The sequence below is a fragment of the Methylobacterium sp. 37f genome (assembly GCF_023093475.1).
Classification (GTDB): domain Bacteria; phylum Pseudomonadota; class Alphaproteobacteria; order Rhizobiales; family Beijerinckiaceae; genus Methylobacterium.
In genome coordinates, this window is the sequence record NZ_JAGHKN010000021.1 from 1 (window position 1) to 19,605 (window position 19,605).

Genomic DNA, 19,605 nt, shown 5'->3' on the forward strand with positions numbered 1-19,605 from the left:
CGGTCGTGCCGGCTTCGACCTCCTGCAGCAGAGGGTGCTCCATGCGGCCTGATCAAGGCCCAGGAGCCGGCGTAACCTTACTCATCACCCCTCAATCGCCCATCAGCACCAGAAGTGCGGATGAACCCGAACTTTGACCCCCGGATGGGTATGGCGGGACGCCCCTGATCAGCCCGGCGAAGCGGGTCGGGGTGGCGCAGCCGGGCTGATCAGGGCTCCAGCAGGCGCGACGTGTGTGCCGGCCTCAAGCGCGGTTCTTGAAGCGCCAGCTCTCGTTGCCGGTCTCGACAATCTCACAATGGTGGGTGAGCCGGTCGAGCAGCGCCGTGGTCATCTTGGCGTCGCCGGCGAACACGCTGGGCCACTCCCCGAAGGCGAGGTTGGTGGTGACCACGATCGAGGTGGTCTCGTAGAGCTTGCTGATGAGGTGGAACAGGAGCTGGCCGCCCGACTGCGCGAACGGCAGGTAGCCGAGCTCGTCGAGCACCACGAGGTCGAGCCGGGCGAGATGGTCGGCGATGCGGCCCTGGCGGCCGGCGCGTGCCTCGGCTTCGAGCCGGTTGACGAGGTCGACGACGTTGTAGAACCGGCCCCGCGCCCCGTCTCGGATGCAGGCTCGTGCGATGGCGATGGCGAGGTGGGTCTTGCCGGTCCCGGTGCCGCCGACGAGCACGACGTTGCGCTGGTGAGCCAGGAACTCGCCGCCGGCGAGGTCGCGCACCAAGCCCTCGTTGATCGGGGTGCCGTCGAAGGCGAACTCGGCGATGTCCTTGGCCAGGGGCAGCTTGGCGATCGCCATCTGGTAGCGGATCGAGCGTGCCTGCTTCTCGGAGATCTCGGCCTGGAGCAGGTCGCCGACGATCTGCTGCGGTTCGTGGGTGCTTTTGAGCGCGACCTTGATGATCTCGTCGTAGGCGGCCTTCATCCCGAAGAGCTTCAGATCGCCCATGGTGGCGAGGATGTTCTGGCGTTCCATTATGGGGGGCTCCTCAGGCTGTCGTAGCGGGCGCAATCCGCGACCGGCTCGTGGCGCAGCCGCAGGCTCTCGGGGGTAAGGATGGTGACGGGCGCGGTCGGCTCGCGCTGCCGGGCAAGGATGTTGAGGACGACGTCGGCCGAGTGCACGCCCTCGCGCAGCGCCTCGGCACAGGCCGCCTCGACCGCCGGCAACCCGTCGCCGAGCACGGCGGTGAGGATCTCCACCATCTGCCGGTCACCTCCGGCACTGCCGGCGAGCTTGCGTCGGACCCGGTCAAGGGCGGGAGGCAGCACCCAGTTCTTGAACGGTGCGCCATTCCGGAGCGCGCCGGGCTTGCGGGCCAGCACGGGGACATAGTGCCAGGGATCGAACACGGTCTGATCCCGCCCGAAGGCGCGCTCGTGCTCGGCGACGACGCACCCGTCCTGCCGGATCTCGACGCGCTCGGCGTAGGCCCGCACCTCGACCGGCCGGCCGATGGCGGAGGCCATGACCGAGTAGCGGTTGTTGTCGAAGCGCACGAGGCAGGTCGTGGATACCGAAGCGGTGACGGCGTGGAAGCCATCGAAGCGGCCGGCATAGGGAACGAGGGCTGCTCGCTCGGCCTCGAACCGCTCCCAGACGGTGCGCTCGCGCTCCTCAGGATGGGGATGGGCCTTGGCGTAGGCGATTACCTGATCTGTCCGACGTCAGCACCTGTGGGACAGATTGAGGGTCTTCACGAACGGAGGATGGCTGGTTCATCGTAGCCCCTGAGGAGCGAAGATGAAGCAGACATCCGGACCGGCCAAGAAGCCGGCAGAAGCGGTGATCAAGGACATCCGCCGGGCCACACGTCGACAGTTCTCGTCCGAGGAGAAGATCCGCGTCGTACTGGAAAGCTTGCGCGGCGAGGACAGCATCGCCGAGCTGTGCCGGCGCGAGGGGATCGCCGCCCCGATGTACTGCGGCCGGTCCAAGGAGTTCCTGGAGGCGGGCAAGAAGCGCCTGTCCGGCGACACGGCGCGCGCGGCAACGACGGACGAGGTGCGAGAACTGCGCCGCGAGACGGCGGCGCTCAAGGAGGTCGTGGCTGATCTCGTGCTGGAGAACCGTCTGCTTAGAAAAAGCATGAGCGGGGCTGGGGGCGACGAGGCATGAGGTACCCGGCCCCCGAGAAGCTGGAGATCATCCAACTCGTCGAGCAATCCCACCTGCCGGTGCGTGCCACCCTGGACAAGCTCGGCATCACGCGCTCGACGTTTTACCGCTGGTACGACGCTTACCAGCGCGGCGGCCCCAAGGCGTTGAGCGACCATCCCTCGCGGCCGAGCCGGGTCTGGAACCGCCTACCTGCGGAGATCCGCGAGCAGATCGTTGCCCTGGCCTTGGAGCAGCCTGAACTCAGCCCGCGTGAGCTGGCGGTGCGCTTCACCGACGAGCGGGGCTACTTCGTCTCGGAAGCGACCGTCTACCGGCTGCTCAAGGCTCAGGACCTGATCACCAGCCCGGCCTATATCGTCATCAAGGCCGCCGACGAGTTCCACGATAAGACCACCGCGCCCAACCAGCTTTGGCAGACGGACTTCACCTATCTGAAGGTCGTTGGCTGGGGCTGGTACTACTTGTCGACGGTGCTGGACGAACCGAAGGACCGCGTAGCGACTTCTCACGCTACATCGTGGCGTGGAAGCTGTGCACGACGATGCAGGCCAGCGACGTCACCGCCACGCTCGACCTGGCGCTGGGTGCGGCTGGACTCGATCAGGCGCGGGTGATGCAGCGGCCACGCCTGCTCTCCGACAACGGGTCGAGTTACGTCGCCAGCGACCTGGCTGACTGGCTCGGCATTCGGGGCATGACCCACATCCGCGGTGCGCCATGCCATCCTCAAACGCAGGGCAAGATCGAGCGTTGGCATCAGACGCTCAAGAACCGCATCCTGCTCGAACACGCCGACTTGCCCGGCGAGCTGGAGACGCAGGTTGCCGACTTCGTCGAACACTACAACCATGCCCGAGCCCATGAGAGCCTGAGCAACCTCACGCCCGCTGACGTATACTTTGGACGCGGCGAAGGGATCCTGGCCGAGCGCGAACGCATCAAGCGCCAGACCCTGATGGATCGCCGCTTACGCCACCACGCGCAGGCCGCCTAACCTCATACCCAGATGGACCAGAGCCTCCCCTCCTGAACTCCGCAGACTGTCCCAAATCATCTGGCGACGCCAAGTAATAGCGAAATTTTCAAAGGTGTTCCAGACTGAGTCGGCAGAGCCGTCATTGCCCAAAACACCATCGTTGGTGAGGCAAGGCGCTCCTGTGTCAACGCGGCAGGATACTTGCGCCCATCAGCGCCTCGTCAATCGAGCGGGCAGCCTGACGGCCTTCGCGGATCGCCCAAACCACAAGTGACTGGCCACGGCGCATATCACCAGCCGCATAGATCTTCTCGTTTGAAGTCCGATAGTCCAGTTCGTTGGCGGTTACGTTGCCACGCCTGTCCATGACAACGCCAGATTCTTCCAACAACCCTTGGCGGATCGAGCCGGCGAAGCCAATCGCTAAGAAGACGAGATCCGCAGGCAAGATAAATTCGCCTCCCGGGATTGGCTGACGCTTTTCATCGACGCGGGTACAGACCACGCCGGTCAGCTTACCTTTCTTGCCCTCAAGGCGAAGTGTCGCGGCCTGGAACTCGCGCTCCGCACCCTCTGCCTGACTCGATGAGGTTCTCATCTTGGTGGGCCAGTAGGGCCAGACCGAAAGCTTATCCTCGCGCTCCGGTGGACGCGGACGAATGTCAAGTTGGGTCACCGAGAGGGCGCCCTGCCGGAACGAGGTTCCCACGCAATCCGAGGCTGTGTCGCCGCCGCCGATGACGACTACATTCTTGGCTGTCGCAAGGATTGGTGGTTCGCCATTCCCCGGCATTGGCTCGGCGCCAACCCGGCGGTTCGACTGTACCAAGAACGGCATGGCGTAATGCACGCCCTGAAGCTCTTGACCAGGCAATTGCGGATTGCGCGGATCCTCAGCGCCACCAGCGAACAGCACTGCGTCGAACTCGGCGGAAATTTCGTGGAGCGGCTTGTTTACTCCAACATTCACTCCGTAGTGGAACCGAACGCCCTCTATTTCCATCTGCTTCACACGCCGATCAATGTGGCGCTTCTCCATCTTGAAGTCGGGGATGCCGTAGCGAAGCAGACCACCAGCCTTCGGCTCTCGCTCGAAGACGTGAACCTCGTGTCCGACGCGGGCAAGTTGCTGCGCAGCTGCCATGCCCGCGGGACCGGACCCGATGACCGCGATCTTCTTGCCGGTCTTGTGCTCAGCTGGCTCAGGCTTCACCCAGCCATTGTTCCAAGCACGATCGGCAATTGCCTGCTCGATGGTCTTGATCGCCACCGGCTGGTTCTCAAGATTCAGGGTGCAAGCTTCCTCGCACGGCGCCGGACAGATGCGGCCAGTGAATTCAGGGAAGTTGTTGGTGGAGTGGAGGTTGCGCGCCGCCTCCTCCCAATCCGACTGGTAAACGAGTTCGTTCCAGTCCGGGATCTGATTGTGGACCGGGCAACCGGTTGGGCCGTGACAAAACGGAATGCCACAATCCATGCAGCGAGCCGCCTGCTTCTTCAGATCATGTTCGTCGAGCGGCAGCGTGAACTCGCGAAAGTGCCGCACGCGATCGGCGGCGAGCTGATACTTCTGCTCTTGCCGGTCAAATTCGAGAAAACCCGTGACCTTGCCCATCGTCTGACTGTCTTTCGCGAGTCTGTCTGGTCCGTCGCGCGGAAGGCAGCCGGATCGGCCTATTCCGCTATTGAACAGGATTGATCGGCCGTATCGTCCGATCCACCCTCTAGTTACCCGTGCGAGACTGCGTCTTAGTGCCGACCGCCAGCCTGGAAGCCCGTTCTGATTACCGGTTCGTAGCCTCGTGTACCGGCCTAAGATTCAACCCTATTCGGCTGCCACTGGCATCCGCGCCATTTCCATCTCTCTCAGTGCCCGGCGGTACTCGACCGGCATCACCTTGACGAACTTGGTACGGTAACCGGCCCAGTCATCGAGGATCGCCTTGGCACGCGGAGAGCCGGTGTATTTCAGGTGGTTAGTAATGAGCTGAGACAGTCGCTCTTCGTCATGGCCGGACATGTCAGCGAGGATGTCGACGCGTCCCTTCGTCTCCAGGTCACCGTCCTGATGGAAGCGGCGCATGAGATCGTCCTCCTCCTCAACAGGCTCCAGATCGACCATGGAGAGGTTGCAGCGGGCGGAGAACGAGCCGTCCTCGTCGAGCACATAAGCAATGCCCCCCGACATGCCGGCCGCAAAGTTGCGTCCAGTTTCGCCGATCGACACGACGACACCGCCCGTCATGTACTCGCAGCCGTGGTCGCCCATGCCCTCGACCACCGCGATGGCGCCCGAGTTGCGAACCGCGAAACGCTCACCGGCTGAACCACGGATGTAGGCCTCTCCTGCAATCGCTCCGTACAACACCGTGTTACCCGCCATGATCAGGTGTGAGCCCAGTGCCTTCAAGGCGTCGGATGGCCGGATGATCAGCTTGCCGCCGGACAGCCCCTTGCCGACATAGTCGTTGGCATGGCCCGTGAGCACGATGGTTACGCCGGCAGCCAGCCAGGCACCGAAGCTCTGGCCAGCAGTGCCGGCGAGTTCGACCCGGATCGTGTCGTCTGGCAAGCCTTCGTGGCCATAGCGCTTAGCGACCATGCCGGAAAGCATGGCACCGGCCGTACGGTCCGAGTTCCTGATCACGTCCTGCACCACGACCGCCTCACCCCCATCGAGAGCCGACTGAGCGCCAGCGATCAGGCGACGGTCCAGAACCGTGTCAATCGGGTGCTTCTGCTTCTCGGTATGGCGAATGGCGACGTGCTCGGGCACCTCCGGACGGTGGAACAGCTTTGAAAAATCGAGGCCGCGCGCCTTCCAGTGATTGATCACCTCCAGCGTGTCGAGGAAGTCGGCCCGGCCGATGAGATCCTCGAGCTTGGTGAATCCCATGGAGGCCATCAGTTCGCGCAGTTCCTCGGCTACGAAGAAGAAGTAATTGATCACATGCTCGGGCGTGCCTTTGAATCGCTTGCGCAGGACTGGATCTTGCGTTGCCACGCCAACCGGGCAGGTGTTCAGGTGACATTTCCGCATCATGATGCAGCCGGCCGCAATCAGCGGAGCTGTCGAGAAGCCAAACTGATCGGCACCGAGCAGCGCTGCTACGAGGACGTCACGACCCGTCCGGATGCCGCCATCGGCCTGGAGCACGACGCGCCCACGCAGATGGCTTAACACCAGAGTCTGCTGGGTCTCGGCAAGACCCGTCTCCCAGGGACCGCCCGCGTGCTTGATCGAAGTCAGGGGTGCGGCACCGGTACCGCCATCGAAGCCCGAGATTGTGATGTGGTCGGCTCTCGCCTTGGCGACGCCGGTAGCCACCGTGCCGACGCCGACTTCGGAGACGAGCTTCACCGAAACGTCCGCTTCGGGGTTCACGTTCTTCAGGTCGAAGATCAGCTGAGCCAGATCTTCGATCGAGTAGATGTCGTGGTGCGGCGGCGGTGAGATCAGGCCGACGCCAGGAGTGGCGTAGCGGACCTTGGCGATCTTGGCGTCGACCTTGTGACCGGGCAACTGACCGCCCTCACCGGGCTTGGCACCCTGAGCGACCTTAATCTGCATCATATCGGAATTGACGAGGTATTCCGTTGTGACGCCGAAGCGGCCTGAAGCCACCTGCTTGATGGCCGAGCGGCGCGAGCGGCCGTCCGCCATCGGCTTGAAGCGCTCGACCTCCTCGCCGCCTTCTCCCGAGTTCGACCGGCCACCGAACGAATTCACCGCAATGGCGAGGGTCTCGTGCGCCTCCTTCGAGATGGACCCGTAGGACATGGCACCGGTTGCGAAGCGCCTGACGATGTCGGCTGCTGGCTCGACCTGATCGATGTCCACCGGCGGCCGACCGAGTTCTGCCGCCTGCTTGATGCGGAACAGGCCGCGGATCGTCTTGAGGTGATTTTCTTGCTCGTTCACCAGCCGGGCATATTCGCGATAGCGATCGGGCAGGCCGAGGCGCACGGCATGCTGAAGGGTCGCGACCGAATCCGGAGTCCAGGTGTGGCTCTCGCCGCGCAAGCGGTAGGCATACTCGCCACCGACATCGAGGGCTGTGCGATAGATCGGCGAGTCACCAAAAGCATCGGTGTGCCGCCGCGCAGTCTCTTGCGCGACCTCGGCCATACCGATGCCCTCGATGGTCGTTGCCGTACCGAAGAAATCCCGCGCGACAAACGATGAGTTCAGACCGATGGCGTCAAATATCTGCGCACCGCAGTAGGACTGATAGGTCGAGATGCCCATCTTGGACATCACTTTCAGCAACCCCTTATCGATCGACTTGATGTAGCGATAGACAATCTCGTCGGGCGTGAGGTCAGGCGGGAACTCATCCTTCATCGCGATCAGCGTCTCGAAGGCGAGATAGGGGTTGATCGCCTCTGCGCCGTAGCCGGCAAGGCACGCGAAATGATGCACCTCCCGTGGCTCGCCCGATTCGATTACGAGTCCGACGGAGGTGCGAAGTCCCTTCCGGATCAGGTAATTATGCACGGCGGCCGTTGCCAGGAGAGCCGGAATCGCAATGCGGTCGGGTCCTATGCCGCGGTCCGACAGAATGATGATGTTATAGCCACCACGCACGGCAACCTCAGCCCGATCGCATAGGCGGTCGACGGCACCCTCCATGGCTGCCGCGCCAGTCTCGGCCGGGAAAGTCATGTCGAGGGTCTTGGTGTCGAACCGATCCTCGAAATGGGAGATGGAGCGGATCTTCTCGAGGTCGCCATTGGTGAGAATCGGCTGGCGGACCTCGAGGCGCTTCTTGCGGGAGGCCCCCTCCATGTCGAGCAGGTTCGGACGCGGACCGATGAACGAGACGAGGCTCATTACGGCCTCCTCGCGGATCGGGTCGATCGGCGGGTTGGTGACCTGCGCGAAGTTCTGCTTGAAGTACGAGTATAGCGACTTCGGCTTGTCAGACAGCGCTGAGAGTGGCGTGTCGGTGCCCATGGAGCCCACTGCCTCCTGCCCGGTCACCGCCATGGGCGCCATGAGCAGCTTCAAGTCTTCCTGGCTATATCCGAAGGCTTGCTGGCGATCGAGGAGCGACACGTCCGAGCGCGACGCACGCGGGATGACCGGCTTCAAATCCTCCAGGACGATTTGTGTGTTCTTCACCCACTCGGCATAGGGGTGCGCCGCTGCGAGCTCGCTCTTGATTTCCTCATCCGAGACGATCCGGCCCTTCTCGAGGTCGATAAGCAACATCCGGCCCGGCTGCAGGCGCCAGGACTCGACGATCTTATCGTCCGGGATCGGCAGCACGCCCATCTCGGAGGCAAGCACCACGAGACCATCGTCAGTAACGAGGTAGCGGGCTGGGCGCAGACCATTGCGGTCGAGCGTAGCGCCGATTTGCCGGCCGTCAGTGAAGCATACGGCGGCCGGGCCGTCCCATGGCTCCATCAAAGCGGCGTGGTACTCGTAGAAGGCACGCCGCTCCTCGCTCATCAGCGGGTTGCCGGCCCAAGCCTCGGGGATGAGCATCATCATCGCGTGCGCGAGCGAGTACCCGCCCTGTACGAGGAACTCGAGAGCGTTGTCGAAACACGCGGTATCGGACTGACCCTCGTAGGAGATCGGCCAAAGCTTCGAGATGTCGTTGCCGAACAGCTCCGAATCGACGCTGGCCTGACGAGCCGCCATCCAGTTGACGTTGCCCCGCAGGGTGTTGATCTCGCCATTATGCGCGACCATGCGGTAGGGATGCGAAAGGCGCCAAGTCGGGAAGGTGTTGGTCGCAAAGCGCTGGTGCACCAGGGCGAGCCCCGAGACGAAGCGCTCATCCTGAAGGTCGCGGTAATATTCGCCAAGCTGGTCGACCAGTACCATGCCTTTGTAGACGATGGTCCGGGTCGAGAGCGAAACCGGATAATAGGTGTTCGCGCGCTCGTCTTTCAGTCCGTAGACTTTGTTCGAGATGACCTTGCGAGCGGTGAACAGGCGGCGCTCAAAGGCGTCTTCCTCGGACACCGATGCCGGTCGGCCGATAAAAATTTGCCGGTGGCAAGGCTCTGTCTCTCTGACCATGACGCCGAGATCGCTTGGATCGACCGGTACATCGCGCCATCCAAGGAAAGGTAAGCCCTCGTCGGCAAGGGCCTTCTCCACGATGTCTTCGACCAGCGAACGCGCCTCCGCGTCCTTGGGCATGAAGAACTGACCGACGCCGTAGTGACCTGGCTCCGGGAGTGCGATGCCAAGGGCCTCGCACTCTGCCTTGAAGAAGGCGTGGGGGATCTGGACAAGGATGCCGCAGCCGTCGCCCATCTTGGGATCGGCACCAACGGCGCCACGATGGTCGAGGTTCTTCAGGATCTGCAGACCCTGCTGGACGATGGCATGCGTGCGACGGTCGTGCATGTCGGCAACAAAACCAACGCCGCACGCATCGCTTTCGCGGGCCGGATCGTAGAGGCCCTGAGCTTTCGCCAGAGCAGTATCACGCACGATCAGCGGCTTGGTACCGTCGCGGGTCGCAGGAACCGACGCCTGGAGTGCCCCGAACTCAGAAGATGCGACCACGTCCACCATCTCTCGCCTCCGACCTGCTCGCATGCGAGCATGTTTCATGCCCAAATCCTGAAAGGATCCGGGTTTCATCTCTCGACAGCGTCGGCTCTTGGCGGGTTCTTCGGTCAGGAAGCGCCCGCAACTCGCGGGCTCGACGCCGGCTTGATCTCAAGCCGTGCGGGCCCGGATCGCCGCGATGGCGACCGGCTTCGAATCTCGTTTGGTCGCCGGCAACGTCACCTGAGCGAGATCCTCACAGCCTTCCGGACAGGTATCCCGCCGGGAATGGGACAGCTCTACTGTCCTACCCGCAGAAAGTGACAGATTTTAAAGGCTCCAGCAAGAGCGCGTCCGTGCCCGCGCTGCGGTTTTCCAGCGCACGGTTCCCTGCCCGCGTCGGTGCCGCCATGCCGCTGTATACCACGATGATGACACGACCATTGCATCGTTGCGATCACTGATCGGCGACGAGCCCGCAATCTTGCCCCAATCCGGCTGTCTACCCAGTGGGCCGAGCACAAGCGGCATGCGGGTTCCCTGGACCCTGGCGGATCGTGGAGCGGAGGACCTGCGCCAACAGCAGGCCTCCGAACCGACCTCACTCGGGATCTCAGATCGATGGTTTCGTCTCGCAGGACTTCCATGCGTGCATCCCCATCCCTGCGTGCTCGATTCGCGGGCCTGGCGATTCTCATCACGATAACGGGCGCCGACACGGCGCGGGCGCAATATGCCTACGAGCCCGACATTCTCCTGCCACCACGGGCCGTCGTCTGGCGCCTCAACGACCGCGGCTTCACGGCGGTGACGCGGCCGCGATTCGACGGGCAGGCGTATATCGTCGAAGCCTCGAATCCCTATGGCGACCGTTTGCGTCTGTTCGTCGATGCGCGGGACGGCCGGATTCTCGGTCGGCAGCGTCTCGACATCGCCCCCGAAGCGCCTGCCCGAATCGTGCGCCGGACGCCGGGCTATGGCTGGACCGAGGAGGACGAGTCCCCCCGCCGCCCGATCCGGGAGGCCGAGCGGATCATTCCACCCGGGGATATCCCCTTCCCGCAGGAGCCGGCGCGTCGGCTGCGCCCCGATCCGGCCGAACGACAGCAGTTTATCCGACGGGTGCGACCCGAATCGGTGGACTCCAACATCATGGGCTTGAATCCCGATGCCCGTGGGTCCGAAGCGAAGCCGAAGTCCGACGGTCCGCGACGGGTGGTGCGCCTGAGCCCTCCGCCCAAGGCCGCCGCTCCCGTCGCGATGCCGGACGCACCCAAGCTTTCGCCCAAGCTTTCGGAGGTGCCGCCGGCGGCGGCGAAAAACGAGCCGAAGTCGGACGGGGCTCCCGCATCAGCTGCAGCCACACCGCCCAAGGTCGAAGCACCCGGCAGCCTGACGCCGGCCTCCGTTCAGCCACCGCCGCCCGAGAAGCCGGTGGCGCAGAACTGGAAGGATGTTCCATCGGACGCCAAGCGCCCGGTCCGGGTCATCGGTGGCGCGACGATCGTTCCCGGCACCACCGCCAAGGAGCCCGAATAGGCTCCGGGCCAACGGGACTCGGATCCGCCGGCCTTCGGGAGCACGGACGCGAAGGGCGGCTCAGCCGGCGTCGCTGGCGCCCGCTCCCTGCAGATGAGGGTCGCGGGTGCCGGCACGGACCGGGCTCTCGGCCTGTGGCGTATCCTGAAGGGCGCGCAGCGCGAGCGGGTCGAGTCCGCTCTCCGGCTTCGGGCCGAAGGCCTCGAGAGCGGCGCGCATCTTCGGCGTCCAGAACGCCACGATGTGCTTGTGAATGCCGGCGACCGCCTCCTCGTCCGGGTAGGACCGAAAGAAGGTGGCGATCTGGTTCGCCATGCGAACCAGCTTCTGGTCGGATGTCAGGGCGCTCATGGGGTCGGCAACTCTCTCGGGGGCACGGAATTCGGTGAGGGCTGGGATTCGCGAAGGAAAGAATGCGCGAAGGAACGAGATTCTCGCGCCTTCAGGGCAGCGCGGATAGGACGAGGCGTTCGTGGCCGGTGAACACCGTCAGCGTGTCGGAGCGGGCGATGGCGCAGAGCGTCATGCCGTGCAGGCGGGCGCGGTCGATGGCGAGAGAGGTCGGCGCCGAGATCGCCACCAGCACCGTGGCACCGAGGCTCGCCGCCTTCTCCACCATCTCGAAGGAGCAGCGGCTTGTGATCACGACGAAGCCGTCCGCCGGATCAGTCCCCCGCTGCATCAGGGCGCCGATCAGCTTGTCGAGGCCGTTGTGGCGCCCGACATCCTCGCGGAGGGCCACGAGGGTGCCGTCGAGGTCGGCCCAGGCGGCCGCGTGAACCGCCCGGGTTTCGGCGTTCAGCACCTGCGCGTCGCCCATGGCCAGCAGCGCCCGCTGGATCGCCGCGATCGTGACCTGTCCGGCCCCGTGCAGAGGCGCATCGGCCTTCGGCAGCGAGGCCAGATCGTCGATCCCGCAGACGCCGCAGCCGGTGCGTCCCGACATGGCGCGCTTGCGCGAGAGATGTTCGCGCAAGCGCCCGGGCACCAGGTCGACGAGAAGGCGCATGCCGCCTTCCGCCGTGTCCGCTTCGACCCGTACCGAGCGGATCTCGTCAGCCGAGGCGACGATGCCCTCGGTCAGGCTGAACCCGTAGGCGAAATCCACGAGGTCGGCCGGCGTCGTCATCATCACGGCATAGGGCACCGTGCCGTAGACGAGATTGACCGGCATCTCGACCGCGAGGGGACGGGTTCCGGTCCGGGGTTCCGGATCGTCGTAGGCGACGACCAGGGTGGGGACGCGCCGGGCAGTCTCGACCGGCACGTCCTCTTCGTTCGCCGTCAGGCCCTGCGGATCACTCGGCCGCATTCAGCTGGGTCGCAATCCGGGTCAACGAGAAGTCCTCCTCGAAGAATCGCGCCTGCCAATCGGACGGGCGATTCGTCCGCCGGATCTGGACCGCCGTGACCTTGTACTCGGGACAGTTGGTGGCCCAATCCGAGTAATCGGTGGTGATCACGTTGGCGCCGGTCTTGGCATGGTGGAAGGTCGTGTAGACGACGCCAGGCTGCATGCGCTCGGAGACGATGGCCTTCAAGGCGATATCGCCCGACCGGCTTTCGAGGGCGACGAGGTCGCCATCGACGATGCCCCGAACCTCGGCGTCGAAGGGGTGAATCTCCAGCACATCCTCCTCGTGCCAGCGCGAGTTCTCCGTCCGGCGGGTCTGCGCGCCGACATTGTACTGCGACAGGATGCGGCCCGTCGTCAGAATCAGCGGGAAGCGCGGTCCGGTCCGCTCCTCGGTGGGCACGTACTCGGTGATCATGAACTTGCCGAGACCGCGCACGAAGCGGTCCACATGCATCATCGGGGTCCCGCGCGGCGCGGCCTCGTTGCACGGCCACTGGATCGAGCCGAGTTCATCGATTTTGGCGAAGCTGACGCCGGAGAAGCTCGGCGTCAGAGACGCGATCTCGTCCATGATCTCGCTCGGGTGGCTATAGTTCATCGGGTAGCCGAGAGCGTTGGAGAGCAGCATCGTGCCCTCCCAGTCGCCGACGCCGGACAGCGGCGGCATCACCTTGCGCACGCGGGAGATGCGGCGCTCGGCATTGGTGAAGGTGCCATCCTTCTCCAGGAACGAAGCGCCCGGGAGGAAGACGTGCGCGTATTTCGCGGTCTCGTTCAGGAAGATGTCCTGGATGACGATGCACTCCATCGCCATCAGGCCCGCCGTCACATGGTGCGTGTCGGGGTCGGACTGGGCGATATCCTCGCCCTGGATGTACATGCCCTTGAAGGCGCCATCGACGGCCTCATCGAGCATGTTGGTGATGCGCAGGCCCGGATGCTGGTCGAGGGACACGCCCCAGAGCGCCTCGAAGGTCTCGCGGGTGGCATCGTCCGAGACGTGGCGGTATCCCGGCAGCTCGTGCGGGAACGAACCCATGTCGCAGGAGCCCTGGACATTGTTCTGGCCGCGGAGCGGGTTCACGCCGGCGCCCAGCATGCCGATGTTGCCGGTGGCCATGGCGATGTTGGCCATGCCCATGACCATGGTCGAACCCTGGCTGTGCTCGGTGACGCCGAGGCCGTAATAGATGCCGGCGGCACCGCCCTTGGCATAGAGCCGGGCGGCGGCGCGCAACTCGGCCGGATCGATGCCGGTATAGGTGGCCTGCGCCTCGGGGGAATGACGCTCGTCGGCCACGAAGCGCGCCCAGGCTTCGAAGTCGCCGAGATCGCACCGTTCACGGACATAGGCTTCGTCGACGAGGCCTTCGGTGACGATGACATGCGCCATCGAGTTGATGAAGGCGACGTTCGAACCCGGCTTCAGCGGCAGATGATAATCGGCCTTGATGTGAGGCGACTTCACCAGGTCGATCTTACGCGGATCGGCGACGATGAGCTTCGCACCCTCGCGAAGGCGCTTCTTCATGCGGGACGCGAAGACCGGGTGGCCGTCCGTCGGGTTCGCGCCGATGACCAGGATGACATCGGAATGCGCCACGGAGGCGAAGTCCTGGGTGCCGGCCGAAGTCCCGAGCGTCGACATCAGGCCGTAGCCGGTCGGCGAGTGGCAGACGCGGGCGCAGGTGTCGACGTTGTTGTTGCCGAAGGCCGCGCGGACCAGCTTCTGAACGAGGTAGGCTTCCTCGTTGGTGCAGCGGGACGAGGTGATGCCGCCAACCGAATCCTTGCCGTACTTGGCCTGGATGCGCTTGAACTCGGACGCCGCGCGATCGATCGCGACCTCCCAGGAGACTTCCTGCCAGGGGTCCGTGATCTTGTCGCGGATCATCGGCTTGGTGATGCGGTCCTTGTGGGTGGCGTAGCCGTAGGCGAACCGGCCCTTCACACAGGAATGGCCCTCGTTCGCCTTGCCGCCCTTGTAGGGCACCATGCGGACGATGCGGGTGCCCTGCATCTCGGCCTTGAACGAGCAGCCGACGCCGCAATAGGCGCAGGTGGTGATCTCCGAGTGGTCCGGCTGACCGTGCTCGATGATCGACTTCTCCTGGAGGGTCGCGGTCGGGCAGGCCTGGACGCAGGCGCCGCAGGAGACGCATTCCGAGTTGAAGAAATCGGTCGGGCCGGCGGCGACGCGGCTGTCGAAGCCGCGCCCCGAGATCGTCAGCGCGAAGGTGCCCTGCGTCTCTTCGCAGGCACGGACGCAGCGATTGCAGACGATGCACTTCGACGGGTCGTAGGTGAAGTACGGGTTGGACGCGTCCTTCGGCAGGTACTGCTCGGAGGTCGGCTTGACGTGGTTGGCCCCGTCATAGCCGTAGCGCACGTCCCGCAGGCCGACCGCGCCGGCCATGTCCTGCAACTCGCAGTCGCCGTTGGCGGCGCAGGTCAGGCAGTCCAGGGGGTGATCGGAGATGTAGAGCTCCATCACGCCCTTGCGGAGCTTGGCCAGCTTGTCCGTCTGGGTCGAGACCACCATGCCGTTCTCGGCCGGCGTCGTGCACGAGGCCGGCGTGCCACGCCGTCCCTCGATCTCCACGAGGCAGAGACGGCAGGAGCCGAAGGCCTCAAGCGAATCGGTAGCACAGAGCTTGGGGATCTGGGTGCCGGCATGCATGGCGGCCGCCATCACGGACGTGCCCGCCGGTACCGTCACGCTCATCCCGTCGATGGTGAGCGTCACGGTCTGCTCGTTCACCCGGATCGGGGTGCCGTAGTCGATCTCTTTGATGAGGGCCATGGATCGCGCCTCCTTATTCAGCGGCGACGGACATCGGTCCGCGCTGCTGGAAATCCTCGGGGAAGTGGGTGATCGCGCTCATGACGGGCATCGGCGTCAGACCGCCCATGGCGCACAGCGAACCGTCGGTCATCACGTCGCAGAGGTCGGCGACCACAGCGAGGTTCTCGGTCGGCCGGATTCCGGCGATGACCTTGTCCATGGTCTCGACGCCGCGGGTCGCGCCGATGCGGCAGGGCGTGCACTTGCCGCACGATTCGACCGCGCAGAACTCGAAGGCGAAGCGGGCCTGCTTGGCCATGTCCACGGTGTCGTCGAACACCACGATGCCGCCGTGTCCGACGAGGCCCTTGTTCGCCGCCATCGCCTCGTAATCGAGCGGCGTGTCGAGCAGGTGGTCGGGGAAGTAGGCCCCGAGCGGGCCACCGACCTGCACGGCGCGGACCGGACGGCCGCTCTGCGTACCGCCGCCGAAATCCTCGATGATCTCACGCAGCGTGATGCCGAACGCGTACTCGATCAGACCGCCATGCTTGATGTTACCGGCGAGCTGGATCGCGAGCGTGCCGAGGGAGCGGCCCATGCCGTACTCCGCATAGGCCTTGGCGCCGTGCTCCAGGATGTAGGGCACCGCCGTGAAGGTCATCACGTTGTTGACGAGGGTCGGCTGGCCGAGAAAGCCCTTCAGAGCCGGAATGGGCGGCTTGGCGCGGACGATGCCGCGACGGCCTTCCAGGCTCTCCAGCAGCGACGTCTCCTCCCCGCAGATATAGGCCCCTGCCCCGAGACGGACTTCCAGGTGGAAGGCCTTTCCCGAGTTCATGACGTTGTCGCCCAGGAATCCGGCCTTGATCCCGTTGGCGATCGCCTCCTTGAGGGTCGCGAAGGCCTGGGGATACTCGGAGCGCAGATAGATGTAGCCGCGGGTGGCCCCGGTCGCGATCCCCGCGATGGTCATGCCCTCGATGAGATTGAAGGGATCGCCCTCCATCATCATGCGGTCGGCGAATGTGCCGGAATCGCCCTCGTCGGCGTTGCAGACCACGTATTTCTGGTGCGATTGCGCCAGCATCACCGTGTTCCACTTGATGCCGGCGGGGAAGCCCGCGCCGCCGCGTCCACGCAAACCGGATTCCCGCACCTCGGCGACGATGCCGGCCGCATCGAGCTTCAGCGCGGCTTCCAGGCCCTTGTAACCGCCATGCGCCCGATAGTCGTCGACCGAGACCGGATCGACCACGCCGCAGCGCTGGAAGGTGAGACGATGCTGGCGGGCCAGATAGGGGATCTTCTCCGGGTCGCCCAGGCGAAGCGCATGGTCGCCGCCGGTCGCCAGCCCGGCATCCAGCAGAGCGTCGACATCGGAAACCGTGACCGGCCCGTACGCAACCCGGCCCTCGTCGGTCGCGACTTCGACCATCGGCTCGAGCCAGAGCAGCCCGCGCGAGCCGGTCCGCACGATGGTGACGTCGAGGCCGCGGCGTTCGGCGCCGGCGAAGATCGCGCGCGCGACCCGGTTGGCGCCCAGACCGAGCGCGACCGCATCCCGCGGAACGTAGATCGTGATGCTCACGACTTCACCTCCGTGAGAGCAGCTTCGAGGGAATCGGCCGTCAGCCGGGCGACCGGCTCATCGTCGACCAAAGCGCCCGGACCGTTGGCGCAGAGGCCGAGGCAGTAGACCGGCTCGACGGTGATCTGTCCGTCCGGGGTGGTCCCGTGCCAGTCGATCCCGAGCCGTCCGAGAATCTCCGCGTGCAGCGCGTCCGATCCCATCGCCTGGCAGGCTTCGGCCCGACACAGCTTCACCTGGTGCCGCCCGGCCGGCGCTCTGCGGAAATCATGATAGAAGGTGATGCAGCCGTGGACTTCGGCGCGCGACAGATTCAAGGCGTCCGCGATCAGCGGAACCGCCCCTTCGTCGACGTAGCCGAAGGTTTCCTGCAGAGCGTGCAGGATGGGGAGCGTCGCACCTTCGAGGTGGACATGTTCGGCGATGATCCCGGCGGCGCGGGGCTCGCTCCAGGGCTCGTTCGGCACCATTGTTCCTACCCAGACTTATCTTGTTCTGGTTCCAAGGTGGTATATCGCCACCCGAGGATCAATCGCCCTGTTCGGTCGGCCGACAACGATTTTTTGTCAGAAGCCGATGCTGCAACGCAAAAATTCATAGCGACTGAAAAGTTTTGCGAGTCGTCTCAAATTTTTCTAGAGGTCGTCGATCATCTGCTCGATGCCGGTCGCCGCGTTCCTGGCTTCCACGATGAGGCCGGCGCAGAGCGGCGTCATCGGCTCGCGCTCAGGGACGACAAGGCCGACGAGGTGGCTCACATCCGGGTCGACGATCGGCACCGCCCGGACGCGGTCGCTCAGCCGGAAGGTATCCGCGAGAACCGCCGGCATGATGCTCGCCCATTTGGCCGTACGCACGTGGGTCAGGAGGACGATCATCGAATTGGATTCGAGCAAAGGCGCAGATTCCGTCCCGGCCTTCAGCAATTGCCGGTCGATGATGCGGCGGTTCTGCATGTCCGGCGTCAACAGGCAGAGCGGCAGGCTCGCGACCTCGTCCCAGGTGACGGTGTCCCGCGACCCGAAGGTGCCATCGACGGCCGTCAGCAGACGATAGCGCTCCCGGTAGAGCGGGACCGCAGTCAACCGGCCGAGCGGCTCGTTCTCCAGGTAGGTGATGCCCGCATCGATCTCGAGGTCGGCGATGAGGCGCCCGATCTCGCCGGACGTCGTCGATTGCACGGAGAAGCGCACGTTCGGGTGGCGGGCCCGGAACGGCGTCGTCAACGCGGCCACGATGGGGGTCGCGGTCGGGATCGCGGCGAGCCGGAGATTTCCCGACAGGCCACGGCGCAGGCTCGTGACCTCCTCCCGCATGGCGCGGGCATCGCCGACGATGCGGCGTGCCCATTCGAGAACCCGCTCGCCCTCCGGCGTGAACCCCTGGAAGCGGGAGCCGCGCTGCACGAGGAGCACGCCCAGTCGTTCCTCGAGCTGCTTGACGCCGGCCGACAGGGTCTGCTGCGACACGTTGCAGACCTGTGCCGCTCGTCCGAAGTGACGTTCGCGCGCCAGGGCGAGGATGAACTCCAACCGGTCGATCACGCGAAAACCTCACCTCACCACGCGAGCCGGGAGCCTGTAGCATCTCCGCGGCCATCCACGGCATCACTCTGAATCATCGGCAATGCGACCGCAGAGCGATGGGAAAACCGGCAGGTCGCGTCCAAGAAGCCGTGTGATGCGACGCTGTTGCGGTTGCACACCTCCCGGCCTTGTGGTCTGACACGCCAATCGGCCAGACGTGGGCTCAAACCCGCGAACGGCCCGCGATCCGCGAAATGCACTTGCGATTTAGACCAAACCCAGCAAGACGCGCGGCATCGGCGATCATTATCACGGGGAGCCAAGAGAGGCACATGCGGACGTCGCAGGCGCAACACCGGTCATCATGGGGGCTTGCCGCGCTCGGCGCGTTCCTCGTTTCTACGTCGTCTTCGCTCGCTGCCGGCATCGGCCAGCCGGTTCCGTGGCAGATGGACCGTCAGGTCGCCGTCACCGAGAACGCACGGGACATCCATTCGTTCGAGCACGGCATGCACTGGCTGTCGTTCGGCATCTCGCTCTTCGTGCTCGGGCTGCTTCTCTACTGCGTCTTCCGGTTCAGCGAGAAGGCCAACCCGACGCCCTCGAAGACCACCCACAACACCATGATCGAAGTGGCCTGGACCATCGTTCCGGTGCTCATCCTCGTGGCCGTGGCGATCCCGTCGTTCCGCCTGCTCCGCACCCAGCTCTCCGATCCGAAGGCCGACGTCCTGGTGAAGGTCATCGGCCATGCCTGGTACTGGTCCTACGAGTACCCGGCCGTGGAGAACGGTGGCGGCTTCACCTTCGACGCCAACCTCGACGAGGACAAGCAGCCGAAGCTTCTCGGCACCGACAACGACATGGTCGTCCCGGTGAACAAGATCGTGAAGATCCAGGTCACCGCCGCCGACGTGATGCATTCCTGGGCGATGCCGTCCTTCGGCTTCAAGATCGACGCCATCCCGGGCCGTCTGAACCAGTTCTGGTTCAAGGCCGAGCGCGAGGGCACCTATCACGGTCAGTGCTCGGAGCTGTGTGGCGCGCGTCATGCCTACATGCCGATCACCGTCCAGGTCGTTAGCGAGGAGGCCTACGCCAAGTGGCTTGCCGAGGGTAAGACGAAGTTCGCCCGTATTGACGACCCTTCCAAGTTCGCCGACGCCCGGTAAGGGCGCGGACCGCGCGGCCG

At 64.7% G+C, this 19,605-nt stretch carries 11 protein-coding genes and 2 pseudogenes; 3 read left to right on the forward strand and 10 right to left on the reverse strand.

The annotated features are described in order from the left end of the window. Positions 1-244: 244 nt before the first annotated feature. Together istB and J7U37_RS14985 are read right to left on the reverse strand one after the other, a co-directional pair. On the reverse strand, positions 245-976 hold the full coding sequence (gene istB / locus J7U37_RS14980; RefSeq protein ID WP_247636235.1) for an IS21-like element helper ATPase IstB: 732 nt from the start codon (positions 974-976) through the stop codon (positions 245-247). Between the two features lie 11 nt (positions 977-987). Further along, positions 988-1,653: pseudogene (locus J7U37_RS14985) on the reverse strand (IS21 family transposase); the annotation flags it as partial. A gap of 91 nt (positions 1,654-1,744) precedes the next feature. On the opposite strand from J7U37_RS14985, the pseudogene J7U37_RS14990 reads away from it, so the two are divergent. Further along, a pseudogene (locus tag J7U37_RS14990) lies at positions 1,745-3,116 on the forward strand (IS3 family transposase). Between the two features lie 166 nt (positions 3,117-3,282). Here the strand turns inward: J7U37_RS14990 and J7U37_RS14995 are convergent. After that, a complete protein-coding gene (locus J7U37_RS14995) occupies positions 3,283-4,713 on the reverse strand; it encodes a glutamate synthase subunit beta (protein WP_247636236.1) in 1,431 nt (476 codons plus the stop codon). A gap of 210 nt (positions 4,714-4,923) precedes the next feature. Continuing rightward, positions 4,924-9,639: a glutamate synthase large subunit gene (gene gltB, locus J7U37_RS15000; protein WP_247636237.1), complete on the reverse strand. Its 4,716-nt coding sequence runs from the start codon at positions 9,637-9,639 to the stop codon at positions 4,924-4,926. Between the two features lie 621 nt (positions 9,640-10,260). On the opposite strand from gltB, the gene J7U37_RS15005 reads away from it, so the two are divergent. Further along, on the forward strand, positions 10,261-11,154 hold the full coding sequence (locus J7U37_RS15005) for a hypothetical protein (RefSeq protein ID WP_247636238.1): 894 nt from the start codon (positions 10,261-10,263) through the stop codon (positions 11,152-11,154). Between the two features lie 60 nt (positions 11,155-11,214). Here J7U37_RS15005 and J7U37_RS15010 read toward each other — a convergent pair whose 3' ends face one another. From J7U37_RS15010 to J7U37_RS15035, 6 genes are all read right to left on the reverse strand, one after another. After that, positions 11,215-11,505 (reverse strand): formate dehydrogenase subunit delta, encoded by a 291-nt coding sequence (locus J7U37_RS15010; protein ID WP_056188332.1) that lies wholly within the window; start codon positions 11,503-11,505, stop codon positions 11,215-11,217. Between the two features lie 91 nt (positions 11,506-11,596). Then, positions 11,597-12,466, reverse strand: a complete 870-nt coding sequence (fdhD, locus tag J7U37_RS15015) for a formate dehydrogenase accessory sulfurtransferase FdhD (RefSeq protein ID WP_247636239.1) — start codon at positions 12,464-12,466, stop codon at positions 11,597-11,599. Continuing rightward, positions 12,453-15,314, reverse strand: a complete 2,862-nt coding sequence (fdhF, locus tag J7U37_RS15020) for a formate dehydrogenase subunit alpha (protein WP_056188338.1) — start codon at positions 15,312-15,314, stop codon at positions 12,453-12,455. Before fdhF ends, fdhD begins: the two co-directional genes overlap by 14 nt. Before the next feature lie 13 nt (positions 15,315-15,327). Continuing rightward, positions 15,328-16,887, reverse strand: a complete 1,560-nt coding sequence (locus tag J7U37_RS15025) for a formate dehydrogenase beta subunit (protein WP_056188341.1) — start codon at positions 16,885-16,887, stop codon at positions 15,328-15,330. Then, positions 16,884-17,357, reverse strand: a complete 474-nt coding sequence (locus J7U37_RS15030; protein ID WP_056188344.1) for a formate dehydrogenase subunit gamma — start codon at positions 17,355-17,357, stop codon at positions 16,884-16,886. Before J7U37_RS15030 ends, J7U37_RS15025 begins: the two co-directional genes overlap by 4 nt. Before the next feature lie 165 nt (positions 17,358-17,522). Next, the gene (locus J7U37_RS15035) at positions 17,523-18,431 is read right to left on the reverse strand and encodes a LysR family transcriptional regulator (RefSeq protein WP_056188346.1); all 909 of its coding nucleotides are present in this window, start codon (positions 18,429-18,431) and stop codon (positions 17,523-17,525) included. 314 nt (positions 18,432-18,745) lie between these two features. Between J7U37_RS15035 and coxB the strand changes: the two genes are divergently transcribed. Continuing rightward, positions 18,746-19,585: a cytochrome c oxidase subunit II gene (coxB, locus tag J7U37_RS15040; protein ID WP_247636240.1), complete on the forward strand. Its 840-nt coding sequence runs from the start codon at positions 18,746-18,748 to the stop codon at positions 19,583-19,585. Positions 19,586-19,605: the final 20 nt, after the last annotated feature.

Excerpts from the sequence above, each read along its gene's own strand:
- istB (WP_247636235.1), bottom strand. The coding sequence starts at position 976 with ATGGAACGCCAGAACATCCTCGCCACCATGGGCGATCTGAAGCTCTTC.
- J7U37_RS14995 (WP_247636236.1), bottom strand. The coding sequence starts at position 4,713 with ATGGGCAAGGTCACGGGTTTTCTCGAATTTGACCGGCAAGAGCAGAAG.
- gltB (WP_247636237.1), bottom strand. The coding sequence starts at position 9,639 with ATGGTGGACGTGGTCGCATCTTCTGAGTTCGGGGCACTCCAGGCGTCG.
- J7U37_RS15005 (WP_247636238.1), top strand. The coding sequence starts at position 10,261 with ATGCGTGCATCCCCATCCCTGCGTGCTCGATTCGCGGGCCTGGCGATT.
- J7U37_RS15010 (WP_056188332.1), bottom strand. The coding sequence starts at position 11,505 with ATGAGCGCCCTGACATCCGACCAGAAGCTGGTTCGCATGGCGAACCAG.
- fdhD (WP_247636239.1), bottom strand. The coding sequence starts at position 12,466 with ATGCGGCCGAGTGATCCGCAGGGCCTGACGGCGAACGAAGAGGACGTG.
- fdhF (WP_056188338.1), bottom strand. The coding sequence starts at position 15,314 with ATGGCCCTCATCAAAGAGATCGACTACGGCACCCCGATCCGGGTGAAC.
- J7U37_RS15030 (WP_056188344.1), bottom strand. The coding sequence starts at position 17,357 with ATGGTGCCGAACGAGCCCTGGAGCGAGCCCCGCGCCGCCGGGATCATC.
- coxB (WP_247636240.1), top strand. The coding sequence starts at position 18,746 with ATGCGGACGTCGCAGGCGCAACACCGGTCATCATGGGGGCTTGCCGCG.